Below are 20,865 nucleotides of genomic sequence, written 5' to 3'. Positions count from 1 at the left end.
TACAAACGCGCAAAAAAGGAACCCGGTTGCGGCAACGAAAAGAACGTCTCCCTGGCCTTCGGAAACCTGCTTTCCATATATGCCCGCAACCGGTTTAACCCTCGTCAGGCCTGGGACTGCCTCAAAAAATCCGGCCTTTGGGAGGATCTGTGCGCCTATTACCGAAGGCGAGAAATCTATGAAAACGAACTCTTCCAGCTCGTCCAGGATGGACTCATAAGACGACGACTGCTGACCAAGGTGGCAGCATGATTAAGAAGTTATCTTCCGGGAAATGGCAGGTCGATATCCAGCCAGGCGGAAGAGGGCAGAAGCGCGTCCGGAAATCCTTTGACTCAAAGACAGATGCGCAACGGTTTGAGCGTTGGGTTATGGCTCGTAACGATGCCGGGGAAGAGTGGAGCCCGAAAAAAGATAGACGAACGCTCCTGGAGCTTATCGATCTTTGGTATCTCCACCATGGGCACTCGTTGAAGGACGGGGAGTCCAGAAAGCGAAAGCTGGTAGCCATCTGCGAAAAGCTCGGGTATCCAAGGGCTGCCAAGGTTACATCGGGAGATTTTGCTGCTTACCGGCTTGTCCGTATCCAGGAAGGCATGTCACCAAACACGCTGAACCATGAACAGGCCTACCTGACAGCCGTTTACAACGAACTGATACGCCAGGGGCAATGGAATGGTGAGAACCCTCTGGCAAAGCTCAGGCGGCTAAAGATCGACCAGACGGAACTAGCGTTTCTGGACCAGGATCAAATCAATCTTCTCCTGGATGAATGCAAGGCATCTTCCAATCCATCGGTGTACTACGTAACAATTCTCGCGCTCTCCACGGGGGCCCGTTGGTCAGAAGCGGAAAGCGTAACCCAGGCAAACTTCACCCCCTATAGGGTGACCTACAACGCCACCAAGTCCGGTAAAAGTCGATCGGTCCCGCTTTCCAAAGAGATCTACAGCCAGGTCATCGAGGAGCTGCCGTTCCAATCCTGCTACAGCGCTTTCCGGTCGGCATTGGAAAGAACGGAGATAACTTTACCCAAAGGCCAGTTAACCCACATCTGCCGCCACACCTTCGCCAGTCATTTTGTGATGAATGGTGGTCACATCCTGACTCTCCAGAGAGTCCTTGGGCATTCCGACCTGAAGCTTACTATGAGATATGCCCACCTCGCCCCGGATTTTCTGAGTGAGGTAGTGGAAAAGGGTCCAATTAAAACAATTTCGAAGCTGAGGCAAGTTGTCTGATTGCGTAAGTTATATTATAAAAATACAATAAAAAACAACAAGTTGAATAATATTAGGTGGCGGTGTATGTTGGTGCTTCAAATACACAATGTAGGTGTCTCATGTCAGAATTCAAGAAAATCACGACGGTTGGAGTCAAAGGACGAGTTTGCGAAAAGTACGATGCTAATTCAGACCCAGTGCCTGGATATTTGTTTATCGTTTTCTGGGACGATAAACAGATCGGCGTCGCAACTACTTTCGAAGAGGCGGAGAAAATCGTTTACGCCCATCGTTTGAAGCTAAAAGCCGAGCGCGATCACTCGAATAGACCAAGTCTAAAAATGTGAACATCCTAGCCACCGTTGACGTTCTGTTGACAGTTTTGGTTCGTGATGTAACAGAGGGGTGGTAAGTCATTGAAAAATGGTGGGCCCACCTGGACTCGAACCAGGGACCAAAGGATTATGAGTCCTCTGCTCTAACCAACTGAGCTATAGGCCCGTTCAGCGAACGCTGTCAGGAAGGTGTTTCCTGTGAGGGAAACAAAGCGGGCGCCATTATACCGGGGAGGCGCGGCGCCCGCTACTGTTGTGGTACTTATCCGTTGCCCTGATCGTCAATAAAGCCGCGCAGGTGGTCCGAACGGGACGGGTGACGCAGCTTGCGCAGTGCCTTGGCTTCGATTTGACGAATCCGCTCGCGGGTTACGTCGAACTGTTTGCCGACTTCTTCCAGCGTGTGATCAGTGTTCATTTCGATGCCGAAGCGCATGCGCAGTACTTTGGACTCACGAGCAGTGAGGCCGGCCAATACGGAGCGAGTGGCTTCGCGCAGGCCTTCTGCGGTTGCAGAATCCACTGGCGAGAGCGCTTGGATGTCTTCGATGAAGTCGCCCAAGTGGCTGTCTTCATCGTCACCGATTGGCGTCTCCATGGAGATTGGCTCTTTCGCGATCTTCAGTACCTTGCGAATCTTGTCTTCCGGCATCTCCATGCGCTCGCCCAACTCTTCCGGCGTGGGTTCACGACCCATTTCCTGAAGCATTTGACGGGAAATCCGATTGAGCTTGTTAATGGTTTCAATCATGTGCACCGGAATACGAATGGTGCGCGCCTGGTCCGCAATGGAGCGGGTTATGGCCTGACGAATCCACCAGGTAGCGTAGGTCGAGAACTTGTAGCCTCGACGATATTCAAACTTGTCGACGGCCTTCATCAGGCCGATGTTGCCTTCCTGGATGAGATCCAGGAATTGCAGGCCGCGGTTGGTGTACTTCTTGGCAATAGAAATAACCAGACGCAGGTTGGCCTCAACCATTTCTTTCTTGGCGCGACGGGCTCTTGCCTCACCAATGGATACGCGGCGGTTGATTTCCTTGATGTCGACAACGTCCAGATCCACTTCGGTCTGCACATTTTGTATGCGCTTCTGAAGCCGGATGATTTCATCAATGCGCTCGCCCATTGGCGCAGCGTAGACCTTTTTGCTCTTGATGATTTTTTCGGCCCAGTCCTGATTCGCCTCATTGCCCGGGAAGGATTTGATGAAATCCTTGCGTGGCATTTTGCAGTCACGAACGCAGATCTGGAGTATTGCACGCTCATTCTGTCGCACGAGGTCGTTGGTGGAGCGCACGACGTTAACCAGCTCATCAAAAGCTTTGTTGCCCAGTTTGAAGGGCGCAAAAACCTGACCCAGCTCGTTTAGCGCATGCTGGGTCTTCTTGTCAGCGCGACCGTGCTTTGACAGAGACTCCTCTGCGGTGGCCAGTTTCTCCCTGAGCTGCTCGAAACGCAGACGAGTCTCTTCGGGATCCGGACCGCTCTCGGGTTCTTCTTCCTCTTCGTCTGAATCGTCTTCAGATTCTTCACCTTCCGGCACCTCAGCCTTTTGGGGAGGTTCCGGCATGAAGGGTTCGGCGCCGTCGGGATCAAGAAAACCGGTAACGATATCGGTGATTCGGCCTTCGTTTTCGATGATACGGTCGTAGGCCTGAATAACGGTGCCAACGGTGCCGGGAAAGTGGGCAACCGCTGCCATGACATCACGGATGCCTTCTTCGATGCGTTTGGCGATGACAATTTCGCCTTCACGTGTCAGCAGCTCAACGGTGCCCATCTCACGCATGTACATGCGTACGGGATCCGTTGTGCGGCCGGCATCGGATTCCACGGCGGCGAGAGCAGCAGCAGCTTCAGCGGCTGCTGCTTCGTCGGCTGTGGAATCGCCGTCGGTCATCAGCAGTGTGTCGGCATCCGGTGCCACTTCAGATACCTGAATGCCCATGTCGTTGATCATGCGAATGATGTCTTCGACCTGATCCGGATCGGCAATGTCTTCCGGGAGGTGGTCGTTCACCTCGGCGTAAGTCAGGTAGCCTTGTTCCTTGCCTCTTGCGATGAGGTCTTTCAAACGTGATTTCTGCGAATTGCCTGACATAGACACCCTGTGAACCCGCTTAAATAAAGATAAAATGAAACAGCCATTATAGCTGCCGCTCTAATGCTCTGCCACCGAATGGTTAGATGGTGATCAATGTGCCAAGTTTCAAGTGCTGTTAATCCGGGGTTCCCCCGCTCAGCGCTCTAAGCTCTTGCCGCTCCTCGGCAGTAAGGTTCGCGAAATTGCGTAACAACGTGGCCAGCTTTTGCTGCCTTGCTGCTTCTTCATTCGGGCTCAGCATCTCTCGTGCTGCGGCCAGAGTGCTTTCCCTTGCCGGGATGTGCTCAATGCCGTCAAACAGATGATAGAACCGCTCGCGCGCCCGGCTGTCGAGAGCCAGTGTTGTTATAAGTGCTTTCCGATTCCGGATATCATGTTCCAGAATAAATCCGGCAAAATTCCCGGCCTGAGTGTACTGGCGGGAGTGCTGCGCCAGTTCAGTGACTTCACTCGCCATATCCGGCGCTTCCAGAAGCGCCAGGCACAGAATGCTGTCTTTGCTCAGCTTTACGTCGATACGCTCTTCGGTGACACGATCGCGCCGCTCACCTTTCCAGTTTCCCCGCTGCTGGGGTGGGCGGTTCTGCCACTGAGTACGGCCCCCACACAAGCGCAACATTTCGTGCCACATAGCATCCCGCAGGGTGCTTCTGGGCATCTTGTTCAGCAGCGGCTCGGCTCTGGCTCTGAGCTCGCCCCGGTTTTCCGGTAGCTGAAGATCCAGACCCTCGCTCTGACGGTCAAAAAGATACCGGGAGAACGGCGTCGCGCCATCAATGCGTTTCTGAAACGCTTCTCGGCCTTCCTTGCGTACCAGCGTATCCGGATCTTCGCCCTCCGGGAGCATCAGGAACTGTAAATGCAGCCCGTCTGCCATAAGCTCAAGAGCATTATCCATTGCGCGATCTGCGGCTCGGAAGCCCGCCTGATCGCCGTCAAAGCAGAACACCACATGCCGTACCTGCCTTAACAAGGCGGTCAGACTGTCCTGATTTGTTGCTGTGCCAAGGGTCGCAACGGCGTAATGAATGCCATGCTGGGCCAGGGCAATCACATCCATGTAGCCTTCCACTACGAGCAACTTGTCGAGCTGTTTCAGTACCTGCTTTGCTTCAAAAAGGCCGTATATCTGGCGGCTTTTGTGAAAAACATCCGACTCCGGGGAGTTGATGTATTTGGCCTTGTCTTCGCCGAGCGTCCGCCCGCCGAAAGCTATGGTTTTGCCCCGGCTATTGCGGATCGGGAACATGACCCGGTTACGAAACAGGTCCCGTGGTCGGCCATACTTGTCAGAGACAGTGCCGGTTTCAATCAGCGGCCCCTGTAAATCCTTGCTTGCAGCATCAAACAGGGCTGTGCCTGCTGCCGGCGCATAACCCACCTGATATTGCTGGATAATATTCTCATCCAGGCCCCGCTGTTTCAGATAGTCGCGGGCAAAGGCGCCTTGCTGGCCATGCAGTTCGGACTGGTAGAATCGACTGGCGAAGTCCAGCGCATCTGTCAGCGTTCTCGCCTGCTGGATTTCCTGCTTGGCAGCCTGGTCGTATGGCACTTCCAGCCCGGCCCTGCGCGCCAACTCTTCGACAGCTTCGGTAAAGCCCAGACCCTCAAATTCGCGCACAAAGCTGATGGCATCACCATGAGCGCCACAGCCGAAACAGTGATAGAAGCCTTTGTCCGGCCTTACATTGAATGAGGGCGTTTTTTCATCATGAAACGGACAGCAGGCTTTGTAATTGGCGCCGGCCTTTTTGAGTGTAATGCGCGAGCCGATCAACTCTGCAAGATCTACCCGATCGAGCAGGTCTTCAACGAAGCGTTGGGGGATCAGTCCGCTCATAGAGGCTCCACTTCAGGCCGGCTACATGCCAGGACCAATAGCCAAAAATGCCGCCGAAGCCAAGCCCCGGCGGCATTTTTTGATCGCTCTGTGCAGCCTGTGGCTTTACAGGCAATCAGTGCTTTGCAGTCAAGCGGCGTCTGCTAAAACTCAGTACAAACGCTCAAACTTGCGCTGTTCACGCTGAAGCTTCTTGAGATGACGCTTAACGGCAGCAGCTGCTTTGCGCTTACGAACGGAAGTCGGCTTTTCATAGTGCTCACGACGACGTACTTCCGAGAGTACACCCGCTTTTTCGCAAGAGCGCTTGAAGCGACGCAGTGCTACGTCAAACGGTTCATTCTCTTTCACTTTAACAGCTGGCATTCGACAATCACCTACCTGATAGATTCGGTTTCATTTGGATGCGCATCTGGCAGTGCCAGACCGGCTCGATCCCTGGTCAAATTGGATAAAACGCGACCAGTTCGTAATTTAGGGCGGCAATGATAGCGCCTGGATCGTGGCAAGGTCAATGTTTGTTCGATGAAACTGCCAGTGAGTTTCGGGTTTCTGCTAAAATGCGAACCGTTTATTCATTTACGCCAACCGATATGGCCAGGTTATATGTTGATTCTGGGTATTGAGACCTCCTGTGATGAAACCGGCGTCGCCTTGTTTGACACCGACAAAGGGCTGCTAAGCCATGCGCTGTTCAGCCAGGTTGACATGCATGCCGATTATGGCGGCGTGGTGCCAGAGTTGGCATCCCGTGACCATGTTCGCAAGCTTCTCCCGCTGTGTGACCAGGTTCTCTCCGCGGCGGGTCTTACCCGTAGAGATATTGAGGGTATTGCTTATACGGCAGGGCCGGGCCTGATTGGCGCTCTTATGGTGGGTGGCTCGGTTGCCCATGCCGTGGGGTTTGCCCTCGATATACCGGTGCTTGGCGTGCATCACATGGAAGGCCATCTGCTGGCGCCCATGCTTGAGGACAACCCGCCGGCATTCCCGTTTGTGGCTCTTCTCGTGTCGGGCGGACATACACAACTGGTGCGTGTGGATGGCATCGGCGAATATCAGATGCTCGGTGAATCTGTGGATGATGCCGCCGGCGAGGCGTTCGATAAAACGGCCAAAATGCTGGGGCTGGACTATCCTGGTGGCCCCCGGGTAGCCGCGTTGGCAGAAAAGGGCGTTCCGGGCAGATACCGGTTTCCACGGCCGATGACGGATCGGCCGGGCCTGGATTTCAGTTTCAGTGGTCTGAAAACCTTTACTCTCAATACGGTCAATGCAGAAAAGAAATCAGTTGATGGGCTGAGTGATCAGGTGCGAGCTGATATCGCCCTGGCTTTTGAAACTGCTGCAGTGGAGACCCTTGTGATCAAGTGCCGGCGGGCACTGGAGCAAACAGGCTGCGATCGCTTGGTGATAGCGGGCGGAGTGAGTGCTAACAAGCGGTTACGGGCAGGCTTGGAGAAAATGGCCGAGAAGTTGCGCGCCCATGTGTTTTATGCGCGCCCGGAATTCTGTACCGATAATGGTGCGATGATTGCCTATGCCGGCGCCCAGCGTATGAAAGCGGGGCAGCGCGATGGTGAACGGATTGTGGCTGTGCCCAGGTGGCCGATGAATGAGCTGCCGTCGCTCACCGAGGCGCGGCTGACAGGGCTTGTCGATTGAGCTAGAAGCCAATTTCCCGCCCTTGGGCGAGCCGTATAAGATTATCGCGGTGACGCACGATAATCAGGATCGCCAGTAAGCCGAACATGGGGAGGTTTGCCGGATCGATGAATGCGCTGATGGCTGGGCCGCTTACGATGGCTACCACAGACGCCAGTGCGGAAATCTTCCAGCGCCAGAGTACCAGTAACCATAGTGCAGTCATTATGAGCGTAGTGATCGGCGCCAGGGCAAGGCCTGCACCCAGTGCAGTTGCAACGCCTTTGCCGCCCTTGAACCGGTAGAACACCGGAACCATATGCCCGGTAACGGCACACAAGGCCACAATTGCCTGTACCAAGGGGGATAGCCCTGCGTTGTATGCGAGCCAGACGGGCAGCCAGCCTTTTGCGGCATCCAGGGCCAGAGTTGTCAGAGCAGGGAGCCAGCCACCGGTGCGGTATACGTTGGTTGCGCCCGGATTGCCTGAGCCCTGGGCCCGCGGGTCGGGCAGGGCCCAGAGCCGGCAAACCGGCAGTGCGAACAGCACTGAGCCACCCAGGTAGGCAGCCATACACAGCAGAACAGTTATTGTCGGATCACTCAGGGCCATTTTGCGAGCTCGGAGACAAAGACGTGTCAGGGTAATGTGTGCGAAAATGCCCGCCCTCAATTGGCAGGCCTGTGTGGTTACAGTATCCGCAGTCTGTACGTTATTCAATCAGCAGTGTGCGGGATCGCCCCGGGAGACCCTTTGGCAGACAGTGTAATGATCGAAGGCCTGGTTGTAGAAACCGTAGTGGGTGTATACGACTGGGAGCGCGAAGTGGCCCAGGCACTCGTTGTAGATCTTGAGATGGCGTGGGATAACCGTATTCCAGGCGCGTCTGATGATGTGGCGGACGCACTTGATTATGCTGCCGTAAGCGCGCTGGCTGAGCAGTGCCTGAAAGACCTCAAGCCAAAGCTGCTTGAACACGGTGCTGAGGTTCTGGCGGATAGACTGCAGCGGAAGTTCGGCATTGGCTGGCTTCGTCTTACGCTGCGCAAGCCCGGCGCCGTGCCTGCTGCCCGATCCGTGGGTGTCTGCATTGAAAGATCTGCTTCGAAAGGAGAGCTCGGTGGTAGCTGATCAGGTTCCGGTTTATATCAGTATTGGCAGCAACATCGACAGGGAGCGCAATGTACGTGCGTCTCTGGATGCTTTAGCAGGCTGGTTTGATGAGCTTGAAATCTCCCCGGTATATGAAAGTGAAGCTGTAGGGTTTGACGGCTCGCCATTTCTGAATCTGGTTGTGGGTGTTAAAACCCATCTTTCCGTAGGCGAGCTTTCACAGTACTTCAAACAACTGGAAACAGAAAACGGCCGTCGCCGGGATGCTCCGAAATTCAGCGCAAGAACGTTGGATCTCGACATTCTCACCTATGGAGAGGCGGTGGGCCGAATGGACGGTGTGGAGTTGCCCAGGGGCGAAATTCTCCAGAATGCGTTTGTGCTGCGCCCGCTGGCAGATATTGCTCCGACAGTGAAACACCCTGTGTGCCGGACTAGCTACCTTGAGCTTTGGCAGGCATATAACACCGACCAGAAACTCTGGCCGGTGAACTTCATCTGGCAGGGGCGAACGATTTCACAGGTGGTTTGCTGAGCGAAAAACTGCGATCAAATTATCTGTGGCGCTGTCACTTGCTTCGCTCGATGTGTTCGATCCCAGCAGTCTTGGCAGAATGTTTTCGCCCAGCTTTTTGCCCAGCTCAACGCCCCACTGATCAAACGAATCAACGTCCCAAATGACGCCCTGAACAAAAGTCCGGTGTTCGTAAAGCGCGATCAGCGCGCCGACGGTTTCCGGAGTCACCTTGTTCATCATCAGTGTGTTGCTGGGCTGATTCCCGGGTATCACCTTGTGTGGCGCCAGGCGCTCAATGTCTGTTTCTGCCATGCCGCTGGCTGCCAGCTCGGCCTTGGCTTCTTCAAGCGTTTTTCCGGCCATCATTGCGCGGGATTGGCCCAGACAATTGGCGAACAAGTCCGCATGATGTGTGGCGACCGGGTTATGGGTTTGCAGGGGGATGATGAAGTCGGCCGGAATCAATCGGGTGCCTTGGTGAATTAGCTGGTGGTATGCGTGCTGGCCATTGGCGCCGACACCGCCCCAGATTACGGGGCCTGAATGGTAGTCCAGAGTTTTTCCTTGCTGATTCACCCGTTTACCGCTGCTTTCCATGTCCAGTTGCTGCAGATGATCCGGCAAGCTACGGAGGTAGTGGTCGTAAGGCAGTATGGCGTGTGTTTCCGCGCCCCAGAAATTGCTGTACCAGATACCCAGCATCGCCATGACCACGGGCAGGTTCTTTTCCAGCGGCGCGCCGCGGAAGTGAGTGTCCATGGCGTGGGCTCCGGCGAGCAGTGCCCTGAAGTTGTCCATGCCGATGGTCAGTGCGACAGGTAGGCCAATGGCGGACCAAAGCGAGTAACGCCCACCTACCCAGTCCCACATCGGGAACACGTTTTCCGGATCGATGCCAAAGTCCTGCGCGGCGGCTTTGTTGGCTGTAACGGCCATAAAATGACTGGCAACCGCCTGCTCGTTATTGCTACGCTCCATGAACCAATCCCGGGCGACTTTGCTGTTTTCCAGGGTTTCTCGCGTGCCAAACGATTTTGACTGAACCAGGAATAATGTGGTTTCAGGATTAAGCCTTTCGAGAGCTTCACAGATTTCAGTGCCATCGATGTTGGCCACATAGTGGCAACGAAGGCCGGGTGTCCGGTAAGGCTGCAGTGCCTCGGTCACCAGTTTTGGGCCGAGGAAGGAGCCACCAATGCCAATGCTGACCACATCGGTAAACGCCTTGCCTGTAAAGCCGGTGCGTGACTGGTTTCGCACTTCGTGAACGAAGGTGTCCATACGTGCCAGCGTTGCGGTTACCTCAGCGACCACATCCTGGCCATCGACGGCGATGGTGTCAGTTCCGGGGTTACGCAAAGCCGTGTGCAACGCCGGGCGGTCTTCGGTAACGTTCACCTTTTCCCCGCAAAGCAGGGCGGCCCTGCGCTCTTCCAGCTGGCAATGGCGAGCCAGTGCTATCAGCGCTTCGAGGACGTCGTCTGTAAGCCGGTTTCTGGAGAAGTCGAGAGACAGACCCGCACCATCAATGAAATAACGCCTTGCCCGTTCCGGATCGTCAGCAAAAAGCGCCCTCATGGGGCGGTTTTGCAAGCGCTCCTTCAAGTTCGCCAGTTCTTTCCATTCAGAAGAATTGGTCAGTGCGGGGTGTGGCGAAGTCATCAGAGAGTCCTTTCCTGGTGGATCGACAGCGCCTCAGCGCGTTACTGAGATGTTATCAATCAGCCGGGTGGTGCCAAGAAAAGCGGCTGCCAGAATCGTGATGTCTCTGTCTTCTGGCGTGGCAGGCTTCAGGGTATGGCTGTTTGCAATGTTAAAGTAATCCAGGTGCAGACCGGCTACGCGCAGACTGTCTCCAGCTTCTTGTGCAAGCACCTGAAAATCACTGCGTCCATCGGTAATCTTTGCAGCTGTAGCTTTCAGTATTTGATAAATGGCCGGGGCAATCTGGCGCTCCGCTTCGGAGAGATAACCGTTGCGCGAGCTTTTGGCCAAACCGTCTTCTTCCCGGACGGTTGGCGCGCCGATCACCTCAATCGGCATCATCAGATCTCGCGTCATCTTGCGGATGACCGCCAGTTGCTGGAAATCTTTCTCACCGAACACGGCAAAGTCGGGTTGAATCATGTTGAAAAGAACAGAGACCACCGTCGCGACGCCTTCAAAGTGCCCCGGGCGGCTGACGCCGCAATGCCCATCACTGACCTCCGGCACCACTATGCGGGTGTGCCGGGCAAGGCCCTCCGGATAAACTTCCTCGGCAGTTGGCGCAAAAACCAGTGTGTTTCCGGCGGCGCCGAGCTTCTCCTGATCATCAATCAGGGTGCGGGGGTAGGTATCGAGATCCTCATTGGCACCAAACTGCATCGGGTTAACGAAAATGCTCGTGACCACAATATCGGCTGCTTCGGCCGCTTTGCGAACCAGTGAAATGTGCCCCTCATGCAGGTTGCCCATGGTGGGGACCAGGCCAATGGTTTTTCCTTGCTGGCGGTAACCGCGGAGGATGGCACGCAGTTCTTTTAGTGAATGGACGGTTCTCATGCCTTGAACGTATGCTCCTCAGCGGGGAATGTGCGCTCGCGCACTGCTTTTGAGTAGGCCGCGATGGCGCCCCGAATAGAGCCGTTTTCGGCCAGAAAGTCTTTCACGAAACGCGGTTTGCGCCCCGTGGTAATGCCCAGCATGTCGTGCAGTACCAGAATCTGGCCATCGGTATCAGCGCCTGCTCCAATGCCAATCACAGGCGCTGTGACTGCTTGAGCAATCCGCGCGGCCAGAGGTGCAGGCACGCATTCAAGAAGAATAACGTCAGCACCTGCGGCTACAAGTTCGCAGGCGTGATCTATCATCATGTCCGCTGACTTTTCATCGCGGCCCTGCACTTTGTAGCCGCCAAATTTGTTGACGAATTGAGGCGTCAGGCCAAGGTGAGCGCATACCGGTACGGCCCGTTCAGAAAGCGCGATAATGGTGTCTTTCATCCAGTCAGTGCCTTCCAGCTTCACCATGTGAGCGCCCGCCCGCATGAGTTCAGCAGCATTCTCCAGAGCAGCGTCTACGGTGCCATAACTCATGAAAGGCATGTCGGCCATGATCAGAGAGCCGCGGTTTCCTTTGGCAACACAGCTTACGTGGTACACGATCTGGTCCATGGTGACGGGCAATGTGCTGTCGTGGCCCTGAAGAACCATGCCCAGCGAGTCGCCAATCAGGATGACGTCCACCCCGGCTTCGCTGACAACCTGAGCAAAAGTGGCGTCGTAGGAGGTGAGGGCAGAGAAGGCTTCTCCCCTCTGTTTGTATTCCCGCAGGGTATTGATGGTAACAGCCATAAAATCCTTGCCTTTTGGGTAGGTGGGCCAAGACCGTGCCGGGATGACCGGCTTTCAGTTGCTAAGAGTAATCCGGAGGCAGAAGGCGGCGCAACCGGTTGTCTGGGCATTGTGCCCTCAAAGCCGCGATTGCGGTACCGTTTGGCAGCGTCAGGTCGGGCTTCAGGTCCAGTAGCGGCTGCAGAGCGAAATCCCGGTTGGGGAGCTCGCGGTGGGGAACGCTAAGCCGGTCGTCGTTGAGTACATGGTTGCCGAAAATCAGCAGATCAAGGTCCAGTGTGCGTGGGCCCCAGTGGCTTAGCCGTTCCCGCCCATGGGCCTGTTCTATGGCTTGAAGCTGATCGAGCAGAGCATGTGGCTCAAGCCCTGTGCTGAGCCACACTGCGCCGTTTACGAAATCCGGCTGGTCCTGAGGCCCAACCGGGCTGCTGGTGTAAAAGGGCGCCTGGGCGATCAGAGTAGTGTCGGGTAACGCGGCCAGCTCTGCTACTGCTCTTGCCAGCTGGGCTGCGGGCTCTTGCAGGTTGCTGCCCAGGCCGATGAAGGCATCCGTTCTCATCAGGGCGCTGGCCGTGTGACCGGTTTGCGGCGGCGACGCTTTTTCGGTGCATCGCTGCTGAGTTCTGAAAGCATGCGTTCCTGTCCACGCTCGTCCAGACGCTGGAACTCAGTCCACCAATCCCCGAGGCCCGGCTCGATCTCACCGCAGGCTTCCCGAACCAGCAGGAAATCGTAGGCCGCACGAAATCTGGGGTGGCTCATGGTTACGAAGGCCCGCTTGCCTTGACGACGGGGCAGGCGCATCTGAAGCTCCCAGATTTCTTTCATGGGGCCTGAGAATCGCTTGGGTATAGAGGTTGCCTGCACTTGCCGGCCAATGACTTTGCCGATTGCGCCGTGCAATGCCGGCTGCACCGGGTCGCCGTTATCCTGGCGGTGATGCCACTCTTTTTGCAGCGCAGGCCAGAGCATGGCGGCAAACAGGAAGTAAGGCGTAACGGACTTTCCTTGTGCGATACGAGCATCGGTGTTGCGCAATGCCTGGCGAATCAATTCGTCAGGCTCGCCGGAATCGATCGCTTTTACGGTCTCAGGGAATAATGGGGCCAGCAGGTTATGGCGGGTGAGGAGGTCGTAGGTGGCTTCGCCGTGGCCGGCGGAAAACAGCTTCAGGACTTCTTCAAACAGGCGCGCTGCCGGGATGTGAGTCAGCAACGGGGCGAGCTTTCCGATAGGAGCTTCGGTTTCTGGCTCTATATCAAAGCCAAGCTTGGCGGCAAAGCGGATGGCGCGAAGCATGCGAACCGGATCTTCCCGGTAGCGGGTTTCGGGGTCTCCAATCAGGCGGAGTTGCCGGTTACGGAGGTCTTCAATGCCGTTGGCAAAATCAACGACGGTGAAATCGCGGATGCAGTAGTAAAGGGCGTTGACCGTAAAGTCGCGGCGCAGCGCATCTTCTTCCTGGTTGCCGTAAACATTGTCCCGCAGCAGCAGGCCATGTTCGCTGGTTTTGCGATCGTCGTCCGGACTGTCGTTGTCGGCTTCCGCCGCGTTACCACGAAATGTGGTCACTTCAATCACTTCGCGCCCGAATACAACGTGAACGATCCGAAAACGCCGACCTATCAGGCGAGAGTTACGGAACAGGTCGTGTACTTCTTCCGGGGTGGCGTTGGTGGCTATATCAAAATCTTTGGGCTGCTTCCCCAGAAGGATGTCGCGTACACCGCCGCCAACAAGGTACGCCTCATAACCGGAATTGTTGAGTCGGCCGAGAACTTTCTTGGTCGGCTCGCTTATAACGGAGCGTGAGACGTTGTGCTGGTCTCTGGAGATTTCCCGTCTCTGGTAAACTCGGGCTTTCTTCTTCCCGTTTCCCGGAATGAAAGAGCGGAGCTTGTCGACGGACTGCTCGAAGATGGAGGAAAGTGATTTTGGCATTGAAATCCGTGGTTGCGTTGAGCAAAACCGAGAGTTTAACGGTTTGAGCAGGATTTGCACACGTTTGCCTTGGAATCTTGCGTACCCGGATAATCAAAAGGCGGACCCGCTTTCACGAATCCGCCTCCAAAACGTTGACGATCTGCATTGTTTTTATTTTTTAACGGGATTCTTCTTCGTTTTTGTACCCCACTGTATATCCCCAAAATTGAGGCTTCTCAGCAGTGCAAACGGAAAGCTTTGAACACAGCGAGCAGTCAAAGACATCGAACGAGTCATTGGTAGGTGCTGCGTCACCTCGAAGGTGATTCTTCTCTGCATCTCTACAACTCGCACGTGCCAAGGGACTACCAAAAAAGCAAAGTACCCAAAACACTCAATTCGCTCACGTTCTGTTGTTGTTTTTGTTACTGAACGTATTCCCGCAGCTTTTTGTTTTTGTTGAAGCGCCGCTTTGTCACTCTTGTTTTTGTTGTCGTGCGCTAATAAGAGTGCAGTTGGTGTGCCAGTTTTTGAAAGTTGTTTATTAACAATTGGTTGGGGTTTTGCGACATGTAAGTGTTACCCCGTATGCGGTATAAGTGTTACCCGCAACGAGTGCTTTTTCTGCGAAGTGTTACCAAGGGGAACATGCGGTAACAACTGGGTAAGCGTTCATGCTTTTGGAGGGCAGACGGCCCATGCCCGGAAGAAATCAGTCTCCGGAGGTTTTCTTGCGAGGGATGCCAAGGCGTTGCCTGCGCTCCCATAGGGATTTTCGGCTGATGCCCAGTTTCTGGGCTAGCTCCGTCTCGCTCATGCGGTCCTGGTTTTCCAGTACGAAGTGTTGGAAGTAGTCTTCCAGAGAAAGGTCGCTGGCGCCTTCGGTGTCGCGGGTGCGAAGCTGCTCGTTGTCACCCTCCACCAGCGATTCGGGGATGTATTCGTCACCACCCTCGCCGTCGAGATCCAGCAGTGAAGGGGTGATAATATCGCCATCGCACAGGATACTGGCCCGTTCAATGGCATTTTCCAACTCCCGAACGTTGCCCGGCCAGCGGTGTCGCTCAAGCGTTCGCATTGCCTCGGGGTTCAGGTTCAGGTTCGGCTTGCGCACCCTGTCGCCCTGGGTAACAAGAAAGCGCTGGGCGAGCCCGAGGATATCGCTCTGGCGTTCGCGCAGAGGTGGAATCCGTATCTGCATCACGTTGAGGCGATAATACAGGTCTTCGCGGAAACCACCGGTGCGGGTCATTGCTTTCAGGTTCCGGTGGGTTGCAGCGATCATCCGCACATTGACCTTCCGGCTCTGGGTTGACCCCACTTTTCGGATCTCCCCTTCCTGGAGGACGCGCAGCAGGCGCGCCTGTGCTTCGGCTGGCAGCTCACCGATCTCGTCCAGAAACAGGCTGCCACCATCCGCTGCTTCAATCAGGCCTGTTCGGGCAGAGACTGCACCGGTGAAAGCACCTTTTTCATGACCGAACAGTTCAGATTCAATAAGGCTTTCAGGAATGGCGGCGCAGTTCACAGAGATCAGCGGCTTTGTAGCGCGCGGGCTTAAAAGGTGAAGCGCTCGGGCGACCAGCTCCTTGCCGGTGCCGGATTCGCCCTGCACAAGTACGGTTGTTTCTGTTGGTGCTACTTTGCGTATAAGTGTGAACACCCGCTGCATCGGTTCACACCGGCCGTACATTATGCTGGCAGGGTCCCCGTTTTCTGACGGCGCTTCTGAACCGTTGTGACGTTCGGAAGCCGGTGACATGGTGCGAGCGAGAATGCTTTCCACGGCGGCCAGCATTTCATCGTGATCAAAGGGTTTGGCGATGTATTCCACCGCCCCCATTTTCATGGAGTCCACCGCAGAGCGCAGGCTGGCGTAACTGGTCATGATCAGCACAGGTGTACTCGGTGCTCTGTTAATCATTTCCGTGCCGGCGGCACCGGGTAGGCGCAGATCTGAAATAATCAGGTCGAACTGGTCCGGATCGTGGTCCTGTTCGGCCTCTTCCACTGAGCCGACATCCTCAACGTCATAGCCGGCGTGCAGTAGCAGCTTGCGGACGGCGGAGCGAATAATGTCTTCATCTTCCACGATCAGAATACGGGGCATGGCGGTTTCAGAACCTTTCATTCGGGAGGGTGGTGGAGTTGTCTGTCTCCGGCTCATATGCGGGCAGTTTCAGTCGCATGCAGGTGCCAAGTCCGGTTGCGGGGTTGGCAGGGCTTTCAACCTGAATATTACCGTAGTGCTCTTCAACTATGCTGTACACCAGCGACAAGCCCAGCCCAGTTCCCTTATTGGTTGCTTTGGTGGTGTAGAAGGGCTCAAACACGTGGTCAAGCTGATCTGATGGTATTCCTGAGCCTTGGTCAACGACTTCGATGATAGCTGAGTAGCCATCATCCTTGCCAGTTACCCGGATTGAACCGCCCTCTGGCGACGCGTCCCGGGCGTTAGCCAGGAGGTTTACAAAAACCTGCACAAGCCGTTGCTCGTCACCCAGTATCTGGAGTGTTTCGGGGCAGTCGTTGATGTAATGAATGCCAAGTCCTTTGTCGCTCAGGGACAACAGGTTGATGGATTCGTCGATGCAGCGGCGGATGCTCACCGGCTCATATCGGTTCGCCTGAGCATGGTTGCCGGTGCGCGCAAAATTCATCAATGATTGCAAAATGGTTGATATGCGCCGGGTTTGCTGTTGAATCTGGCTTGCGGTATCGAGAATTTCCGGATTATCGGTTTCCAGCTTGAGGTTCTGTGCAAGAGAAGAAATGCCGGTCACCGGGTTGCCTATTTCGTGTGCTACGCCTGCGGCCAGGCGTCCAACCGAGGCCAGGCGCTCGCTGTGCATCAGTTCATCTTCAAGCAACCGGATTTCGGTCTGGTCTTCCACCAGAATGATACTGCCACCATCCGGATGGTCAGGCCCACTGAGGGCAGCCTTGTGCAGGTTCAGCCAGTGGGGTCTGCCCTTGAGGTCCAGCCGGTGTTTGTAGCGATGCAGATCTTCGCCGCTGTTGAAGTCATCCAGCAGGTGGTGCCAGTGGTCTGGCAGCGCCATCAGCCGGGCGCCCACAACATCGTCGGCGGTGATTCTCGTGAGTGCTTCAATGGCATGGTTCCACATGAGGATTTCACCATCCTCGCCCACGGAACAGGCCGGAATCGGCAGGTTCTGCAGGGTCTGGCGGTAGTGCCGGCGAAGGTTGTCCAATTCGCCTGCGAGACCGGTTAAACGGTTCTGATAATCTCCTAAAGCGCGCTCTACGTAGCGAATATCCTGAGCCGTGCCGCCCTGGGCCATGGGTTTGAAACCGAGGTGGCGCTTGACCATATCCCGGGCTACTGACGGCCCCAACAATCCTGAGAGGTTGATTTCAACCTGGTCGCGAAGTCGTCTTAGTTGGTAGGGCCGGTACTCAACATTGGGGAGTTTCAGTTGCCCGAGAGCCCGCTCAACTTCTCGTTTCGCAACTCCCAGACCCAGGGGTTCTGCCATTTGTCGCACAAAGTCAGCGGAGGAGCTTGCAAGCAGTTCGCGGCGTTGCGGGCGGGAGAGTGCGCCCAGGGAGCAAGCCTGTGCGGCGCTTGTTTCCTCACTGGTGCTTGTGCTGAGAACCGAGATCAGTGCGAACACCGTTACGTTCGCTGTCAGGCTTACAAACGTAAATATGTGCCAGTTGCTGTAATCCGGAATCAGGGGAGCGCCCAGCCACTCAAGCAGGTTGGCCGTATGGGAGAACGGCAGCACCAACGTAACCACCCAGATCACCAGCCCGGCAACAAGCCCAGCAATCAGCCCGCGACGATTCCCTTCCGGCCAGTAAATAACGCCCAGGGCACCGGGCAGCAATTGCAGGGTTCCGGAAAGCGAAATTGCCCCGAGAATGGACAAGTCCAGGTTCTTGCCAAGTGTTTCATGGAATAGCAGTGCCAGAAGGATGATTGCGGCAATCAGCAGGCGCTTGGTCCATTGCAGCCAGCGATAGATATCGCCCTGGTCTTTTGGCGTTTTCAGTGGCAACACGACGTGGTTGAGCACCATTCCGGCGAGTGCCAGGCTGCTGACAATCATCAGGCCGCTGGCGGCTGAAAGCCCGGCAATGTACATAAGCAAGGTGAGGGCCGGGCTTTCCAGTGCCTGGGCTATTCCCAGCGTGTAAAAGTTCGGGCCTGTAGTAACCCCCAGCGCCTGACCACCCCACAGAATCAGTGGAACGGGAATGCCCAGAAATAACAGGTAGAGGGGTAGCCCCCAGCTCGCCTTGGCGAGAGCTTTGGGTGACGGGTTTTCGCTGAACGTCATGTGGTACATGTGCGGCAGCACAACCGCGCCGGCGAATGACATCAACATAAGTGCACGCCAACTGCCGTCATCAACGCTAAGGGACATGGTAGTGGCCGGGGTGGTGTTGCCTTCCAGCCAGACGTCCAGGCCGCCCATGCCACCGAATACGCCGAAGAGAACAGCGCCGCCAATGACCAGAAGGGCGATAAGTTTGACCAGCGAGTCGAAGGCAATGGCGAGTACCAGCCCTGGATGGTTTTCGCCATCCTGGTTGCGGCGGGTGCCAAACAGCATGGCGAACAACACTACGATCAGGCTGAACATAAAGCTGATCAGATGTGGTGAGGTTTCCGGGGCGAGGATGCTGGCAGATGTCGATACGGCCTGTATCTGCATGCTCAGCAGAGCAAGGATGGCAACGCCCGAGCACAGAGTAACCAGTGTCCCTGCCCATTGGCTGCGATACCGGTAGGCAAACAGATCGGCGAGTGAGGTCAGTTGATAGGCCCGGCCGATCCTCATGATGGGGTTGAGCAGAACCGGAGCCAGTAAGAAGGCGCCGCTAATACCGAGATAATAGGCAAGGAAGCCGTAACCGGATTCGGCCGCCATGCCGACTGCTGCGTAAACCGCCCAGATTCCTGCGTACACACCAAGGCTCAGGGTGTAAACCAGCGGGTGACGTACCCAGTGGCGAGGCACTATGCCTCGCTCGGTCATCCAGGCAATGCCGAACAGGAGGACAAGATAGAGCAAGCTGGCGAGCAAAAGCCCTGACGCACTAAAACTCATTCGGGTCCCGCCGCCATTCCAGCCAGAACCCTATGGCTATAAGGCCTGCCCATACCACGAAGGGGCTATACCAAGCGTTCCCGGGAGAGGTCCACCAGTCAAGAATGTTGGGTGAAAATATATAGATGGCCAGAACCAGCAGAAAAACCAGACGGTATATATACATCAGGCATGCTATCCGCGCTGAGGTTTGTGAAAGGCTTTATACCATGTCGATCATCGGTCTGTCAGGTGAATGGCGCCACGTCGCCAGTGCGTTCGGGCCCACTCAAGTGACGCTTCGACCGACCCTGCCAGCAAAGATTGCGGTGGCTGCTGGCCCAGCGCCCCGAGAGCCTCAAACAGATTCTTTACCGCACTGGGGTTGTCCAGAGCAGGTGCGCGGTTCTGTTTGCTCAATTTTTGCCCCTGCTCGTTAACGATAACGGGAACGTGGAGCCAACGTGGTGGTGTTGCCGCCAAGGCGTGGTAAATCTGTAGTTGCTGAGCGGTCATGTCGAGCAGATCCGAGCCGCGGACCACGTCGGTAATACCCTGTTCTATGTCGTCCACCACAACGGCAAGCTGGTAGGCGAAAAAGCCCTCTTTTCGCAGAAGAACCGGATCATTGATTTCTGCACGTACACGATGGTGTTGCCGCCCCAATAGCTGGTCCTGCCACTGACGTTGCTCGTCGTTCAGAGCAAACCGGATGGCGGACGGTTGATTGCTGATCGCCGCATTGCTGTTCCTGCAATGCCGGGGATGTCGGCCATTATTGGCCTGCAGTTGTTTGCGTGAGCAACTGCAACGATAGGCAGCGCCCTCACTCAGCAAGTGTTCGACGGCGGAGTGGTAAGCCTCGTGCCGTCGAGACTGGAAGAGGACTGGCTCGTCAGAAAACAGGCCGTGTGCATCAAGGCTATTGAGGATTTCGCCGGTGGCTTCTGGCGGCTCTCGCAGAGGATCGAGATCTTCGATACGGACGAGCCATTGTCCTCCGCAGGATTTCGCTTCCAGATAGCTGGCCAGAGCGGTAACAAGTGAGCCGAAATGAAGCGGCCCTGTGGGGGAGGGCGCAAAGCGGCCCCGATAGTTGCGCGAGTTTGTCATGGGTACGACAGATTGGCCGGCAGGATCTTTAGGGTCTGCGCCGGCCATGTCGATCGTATGGCTTTAGATGCCAGTCTGGCGCTCTCGGATTTCGGCAAGTGTTTTGCAATCAATGCACAGCGTCGCGGTTGGGCGTGCCTCAAGGCGACGGGTACCGATTTCAACTCCGCACTGGTCGCAAAAGCCGTAATCATCTTTGTCGATGCGATCGATGGTCTGGTCGATTTTCTTGATCAGTTTGCGCTCGCGATCGCGGGTGCGCAGCTCCAGGCTGAACTCTTCTTCCTGGGTTGCGCGATCACTGGGATCCGCGTAATTTGCTGCATCTTCCTGCATGTGATGCATGGTGCGGTCCACTTCCTCCATAAGCTGTTGTTTCCATTGCAGTAGCAGCTCTTTGAAGTGCTCGAGCATGTCAGCACTCATGTAGTCTTCACCCTTCTTCATTTCATAAGGGGTGAAGTTGGTGAAATTTTCGTTTGATGTGTTTGCCATTGAACCCGGCCTCTTTTTTATACTTCACAAGGACGCTTTGCTTCCCTACGCACCAGCCCCCGTGGCGGCGCGGCCATAACCTGGATGAAGCGGTCGTCCTGAAACGGGATTTGGCGGAAAATAGCAGATTAGTCACCGGGGTGCCAGCCCTGTGAT

Annotated in this window: 19 protein-coding genes, 1 tRNA gene and 1 pseudogene; 6 read left to right on the top strand and 15 right to left on the bottom strand. The window is 55.6% G+C overall.

Annotation, left to right across the window (positions count from 1 at the left end):
• The 3 genes and pseudogenes from ACN0V1_RS19705 to ACN0V1_RS19695 all read left to right on the top strand — a co-directional run.
• Positions 1-252: pseudogene (locus ACN0V1_RS19705) on the top strand (hypothetical protein); the annotation flags it as partial.
• Positions 249-1,241 (top strand): tyrosine-type recombinase/integrase, encoded by a 993-nt coding sequence (locus ACN0V1_RS19700; protein ID WP_417546613.1) that lies wholly within the window; start codon positions 249-251, stop codon positions 1,239-1,241. The pseudogene ACN0V1_RS19705 and the gene ACN0V1_RS19700, both read left to right, overlap by 4 nt.
• A gap of 101 nt (positions 1,242-1,342) precedes the next feature.
• Positions 1,343-1,570 carry a hypothetical protein gene (locus ACN0V1_RS19695; RefSeq protein WP_417546612.1) on the top strand — a complete coding sequence of 76 codons (228 nt, stop codon included), beginning with the start codon at positions 1,343-1,345 and terminating at the stop codon, positions 1,568-1,570.
• Positions 1,571-1,647: 77 nt separating this feature from the next.
• Here the strand turns inward: ACN0V1_RS19695 and ACN0V1_RS19690 are convergent.
• The 4 genes from ACN0V1_RS19690 to rpsU form a co-directional block, all read right to left on the bottom strand.
• Positions 1,648-1,724 (bottom strand) — tRNA-Ile (locus ACN0V1_RS19690).
• Between the two features lie 96 nt (positions 1,725-1,820).
• Positions 1,821-3,662 (bottom strand): RNA polymerase sigma factor RpoD, encoded by a 1,842-nt coding sequence (rpoD, locus tag ACN0V1_RS19685; RefSeq protein WP_291943704.1) that lies wholly within the window; start codon positions 3,660-3,662, stop codon positions 1,821-1,823.
• A 118-nt stretch (positions 3,663-3,780) separates the two neighbouring features.
• The gene (gene dnaG, locus ACN0V1_RS19680; RefSeq protein WP_417546611.1) at positions 3,781-5,508 is read right to left on the bottom strand and encodes a DNA primase; all 1,728 of its coding nucleotides are present in this window, start codon (positions 5,506-5,508) and stop codon (positions 3,781-3,783) included.
• A 150-nt stretch (positions 5,509-5,658) separates the two neighbouring features.
• A complete protein-coding gene (gene rpsU, locus ACN0V1_RS19675; RefSeq protein ID WP_072794797.1) occupies positions 5,659-5,874 on the bottom strand; it encodes a 30S ribosomal protein S21 in 216 nt (71 codons plus the stop codon).
• Between the two features lie 240 nt (positions 5,875-6,114).
• Here rpsU and tsaD point away from each other — a divergent pair, with 240 nt between their 5' ends.
• The gene (gene tsaD, locus ACN0V1_RS19670; protein ID WP_417546610.1) at positions 6,115-7,173 is read left to right on the top strand and encodes a tRNA (adenosine(37)-N6)-threonylcarbamoyltransferase complex transferase subunit TsaD; all 1,059 of its coding nucleotides are present in this window, start codon (positions 6,115-6,117) and stop codon (positions 7,171-7,173) included.
• Between the two features lies 1 nt (position 7,174).
• Here the strand turns inward: tsaD and plsY are convergent, their stop codons facing one another.
• Complete coding sequence (plsY, locus tag ACN0V1_RS19665) at positions 7,175-7,765, bottom strand: glycerol-3-phosphate 1-O-acyltransferase PlsY (RefSeq protein WP_417546609.1); 591 nt, start codon at positions 7,763-7,765, stop codon at positions 7,175-7,177.
• Positions 7,766-7,921: 156 nt separating this feature from the next.
• Here plsY and ACN0V1_RS19660 point away from each other — a divergent pair, with 156 nt between their 5' ends.
• The gene (locus ACN0V1_RS19660) at positions 7,922-8,284 is read left to right on the top strand and encodes a dihydroneopterin aldolase (protein WP_417546615.1); all 363 of its coding nucleotides are present in this window, start codon (positions 7,922-7,924) and stop codon (positions 8,282-8,284) included.
• Complete coding sequence (folK, locus tag ACN0V1_RS19655; protein ID WP_417546608.1) at positions 8,274-8,801, top strand: 2-amino-4-hydroxy-6-hydroxymethyldihydropteridine diphosphokinase; 528 nt, start codon at positions 8,274-8,276, stop codon at positions 8,799-8,801. Before ACN0V1_RS19660 ends, folK (ACN0V1_RS19655) begins: the two co-directional genes overlap by 11 nt.
• On the opposite strand, the gene pgi is transcribed toward folK (ACN0V1_RS19655), so the two are convergent.
• The 10 genes from pgi to dksA form a co-directional block, all read right to left on the bottom strand.
• Positions 8,784-10,445, bottom strand: coding sequence for a glucose-6-phosphate isomerase (gene pgi / locus ACN0V1_RS19650; RefSeq protein ID WP_417546607.1), 1,662 nt, complete (start codon positions 10,443-10,445; stop codon positions 8,784-8,786). The two genes, folK (ACN0V1_RS19655) and pgi, sit on opposite strands and share 18 nt — an antisense overlap.
• A gap of 33 nt (positions 10,446-10,478) precedes the next feature.
• Entirely contained in the window at positions 10,479-11,327 is an 849-nt protein-coding gene (panC, locus tag ACN0V1_RS19645; RefSeq protein WP_417546606.1) for a pantoate--beta-alanine ligase, read from the bottom strand.
• Positions 11,324-12,118, bottom strand: a complete 795-nt coding sequence (gene panB / locus ACN0V1_RS19640) for a 3-methyl-2-oxobutanoate hydroxymethyltransferase (protein ID WP_417546605.1) — start codon at positions 12,116-12,118, stop codon at positions 11,324-11,326. Before panB ends, panC begins: the two co-directional genes overlap by 4 nt.
• Before the next feature lie 61 nt (positions 12,119-12,179).
• Positions 12,180-12,677 carry a 2-amino-4-hydroxy-6-hydroxymethyldihydropteridine diphosphokinase gene (gene folK / locus ACN0V1_RS19635; protein ID WP_417546604.1) on the bottom strand — a complete coding sequence of 166 codons (498 nt, stop codon included), beginning with the start codon at positions 12,675-12,677 and terminating at the stop codon, positions 12,180-12,182.
• Complete coding sequence (gene pcnB, locus ACN0V1_RS19630) at positions 12,677-14,059, bottom strand: polynucleotide adenylyltransferase PcnB (RefSeq protein ID WP_417546603.1); 1,383 nt, start codon at positions 14,057-14,059, stop codon at positions 12,677-12,679. The genes folK (ACN0V1_RS19635) and pcnB overlap by 1 nt, the downstream gene beginning before the upstream one ends.
• A 694-nt stretch (positions 14,060-14,753) precedes the next feature.
• Positions 14,754-16,151: a sigma-54-dependent transcriptional regulator gene (locus tag ACN0V1_RS19625; protein ID WP_417546602.1), complete on the bottom strand. Its 1,398-nt coding sequence runs from the start codon at positions 16,149-16,151 to the stop codon at positions 14,754-14,756.
• A 7-nt stretch (positions 16,152-16,158) separates the two neighbouring features.
• Positions 16,159-19,122, bottom strand: coding sequence for an ATP-binding protein (locus tag ACN0V1_RS19620; RefSeq protein ID WP_417546601.1), 2,964 nt, complete (start codon positions 19,120-19,122; stop codon positions 16,159-16,161).
• Entirely contained in the window at positions 19,112-19,288 is a 177-nt protein-coding gene (locus ACN0V1_RS19615) for a hypothetical protein (protein WP_291946205.1), read from the bottom strand. Before ACN0V1_RS19615 ends, ACN0V1_RS19620 begins: the two co-directional genes overlap by 11 nt.
• A gap of 50 nt (positions 19,289-19,338) precedes the next feature.
• Positions 19,339-20,214, bottom strand: a complete 876-nt coding sequence (gene gluQRS, locus ACN0V1_RS19610; protein ID WP_417546600.1) for a tRNA glutamyl-Q(34) synthetase GluQRS — start codon at positions 20,212-20,214, stop codon at positions 19,339-19,341.
• Positions 20,215-20,277: 63 nt separating this feature from the next.
• Positions 20,278-20,709 carry an RNA polymerase-binding protein DksA gene (gene dksA, locus ACN0V1_RS19605; protein WP_417546599.1) on the bottom strand — a complete coding sequence of 144 codons (432 nt, stop codon included), beginning with the start codon at positions 20,707-20,709 and terminating at the stop codon, positions 20,278-20,280.
• Between the last annotated feature and the right edge of the window lie 156 nt (positions 20,710-20,865).

Source organism: Marinobacter sp. (genome assembly GCF_048266785.1).
Classification (GTDB): Bacteria; Pseudomonadota; Gammaproteobacteria; order Pseudomonadales; family Oleiphilaceae; genus Marinobacter.
The sequence above is the reverse complement of the archived record's forward strand: the minus strand, read 5'-3'. Positions and strand labels throughout refer to the sequence as shown.

Bases quoted from the DNA above. Each gene is read 5' to 3' on its own strand.
- ACN0V1_RS19700 (WP_417546613.1), top strand. From the start codon at position 249: ATGATTAAGAAGTTATCTTCCGGGAAATGGCAGGTCGATATCCAGCCA.
- ACN0V1_RS19695 (WP_417546612.1), top strand. From the start codon at position 1,343: ATGTCAGAATTCAAGAAAATCACGACGGTTGGAGTCAAAGGACGAGTT.
- rpoD (WP_291943704.1), bottom strand. From the start codon at position 3,662: ATGTCAGGCAATTCGCAGAAATCACGTTTGAAAGACCTCATCGCAAGA.
- dnaG (WP_417546611.1), bottom strand. From the start codon at position 5,508: ATGAGCGGACTGATCCCCCAACGCTTCGTTGAAGACCTGCTCGATCGG.
- rpsU (WP_072794797.1), bottom strand. From the start codon at position 5,874: ATGCCAGCTGTTAAAGTGAAAGAGAATGAACCGTTTGACGTAGCACTG.
- tsaD (WP_417546610.1), top strand. From the start codon at position 6,115: ATGTTGATTCTGGGTATTGAGACCTCCTGTGATGAAACCGGCGTCGCC.
- plsY (WP_417546609.1), bottom strand. From the start codon at position 7,765: ATGGCCCTGAGTGATCCGACAATAACTGTTCTGCTGTGTATGGCTGCC.
- ACN0V1_RS19660 (WP_417546615.1), top strand. From the start codon at position 7,922: ATGATCGAAGGCCTGGTTGTAGAAACCGTAGTGGGTGTATACGACTGG.
- pgi (WP_417546607.1), bottom strand. From the start codon at position 10,445: ATGACTTCGCCACACCCCGCACTGACCAATTCTTCTGAATGGAAAGAA.
- panC (WP_417546606.1), bottom strand. From the start codon at position 11,327: ATGAGAACCGTCCATTCACTAAAAGAACTGCGTGCCATCCTCCGCGGT.
- panB (WP_417546605.1), bottom strand. From the start codon at position 12,118: ATGGCTGTTACCATCAATACCCTGCGGGAATACAAACAGAGGGGAGAA.
- folK (WP_417546604.1), bottom strand. From the start codon at position 12,677: ATGAGAACGGATGCCTTCATCGGCCTGGGCAGCAACCTGCAAGAGCCC.
- pcnB (WP_417546603.1), bottom strand. From the start codon at position 14,059: ATGCCAAAATCACTTTCCTCCATCTTCGAGCAGTCCGTCGACAAGCTC.
- ACN0V1_RS19625 (WP_417546602.1), bottom strand. From the start codon at position 16,151: ATGCCCCGTATTCTGATCGTGGAAGATGAAGACATTATTCGCTCCGCC.
- ACN0V1_RS19620 (WP_417546601.1), bottom strand. From the start codon at position 19,122: ATGAGTTTTAGTGCGTCAGGGCTTTTGCTCGCCAGCTTGCTCTATCTT.
- ACN0V1_RS19615 (WP_291946205.1), bottom strand. From the start codon at position 19,288: ATGTATATATACCGTCTGGTTTTTCTGCTGGTTCTGGCCATCTATATA.
- gluQRS (WP_417546600.1), bottom strand. From the start codon at position 20,214: ATGACAAACTCGCGCAACTATCGGGGCCGCTTTGCGCCCTCCCCCACA.
- dksA (WP_417546599.1), bottom strand. From the start codon at position 20,709: ATGGCAAACACATCAAACGAAAATTTCACCAACTTCACCCCTTATGAA.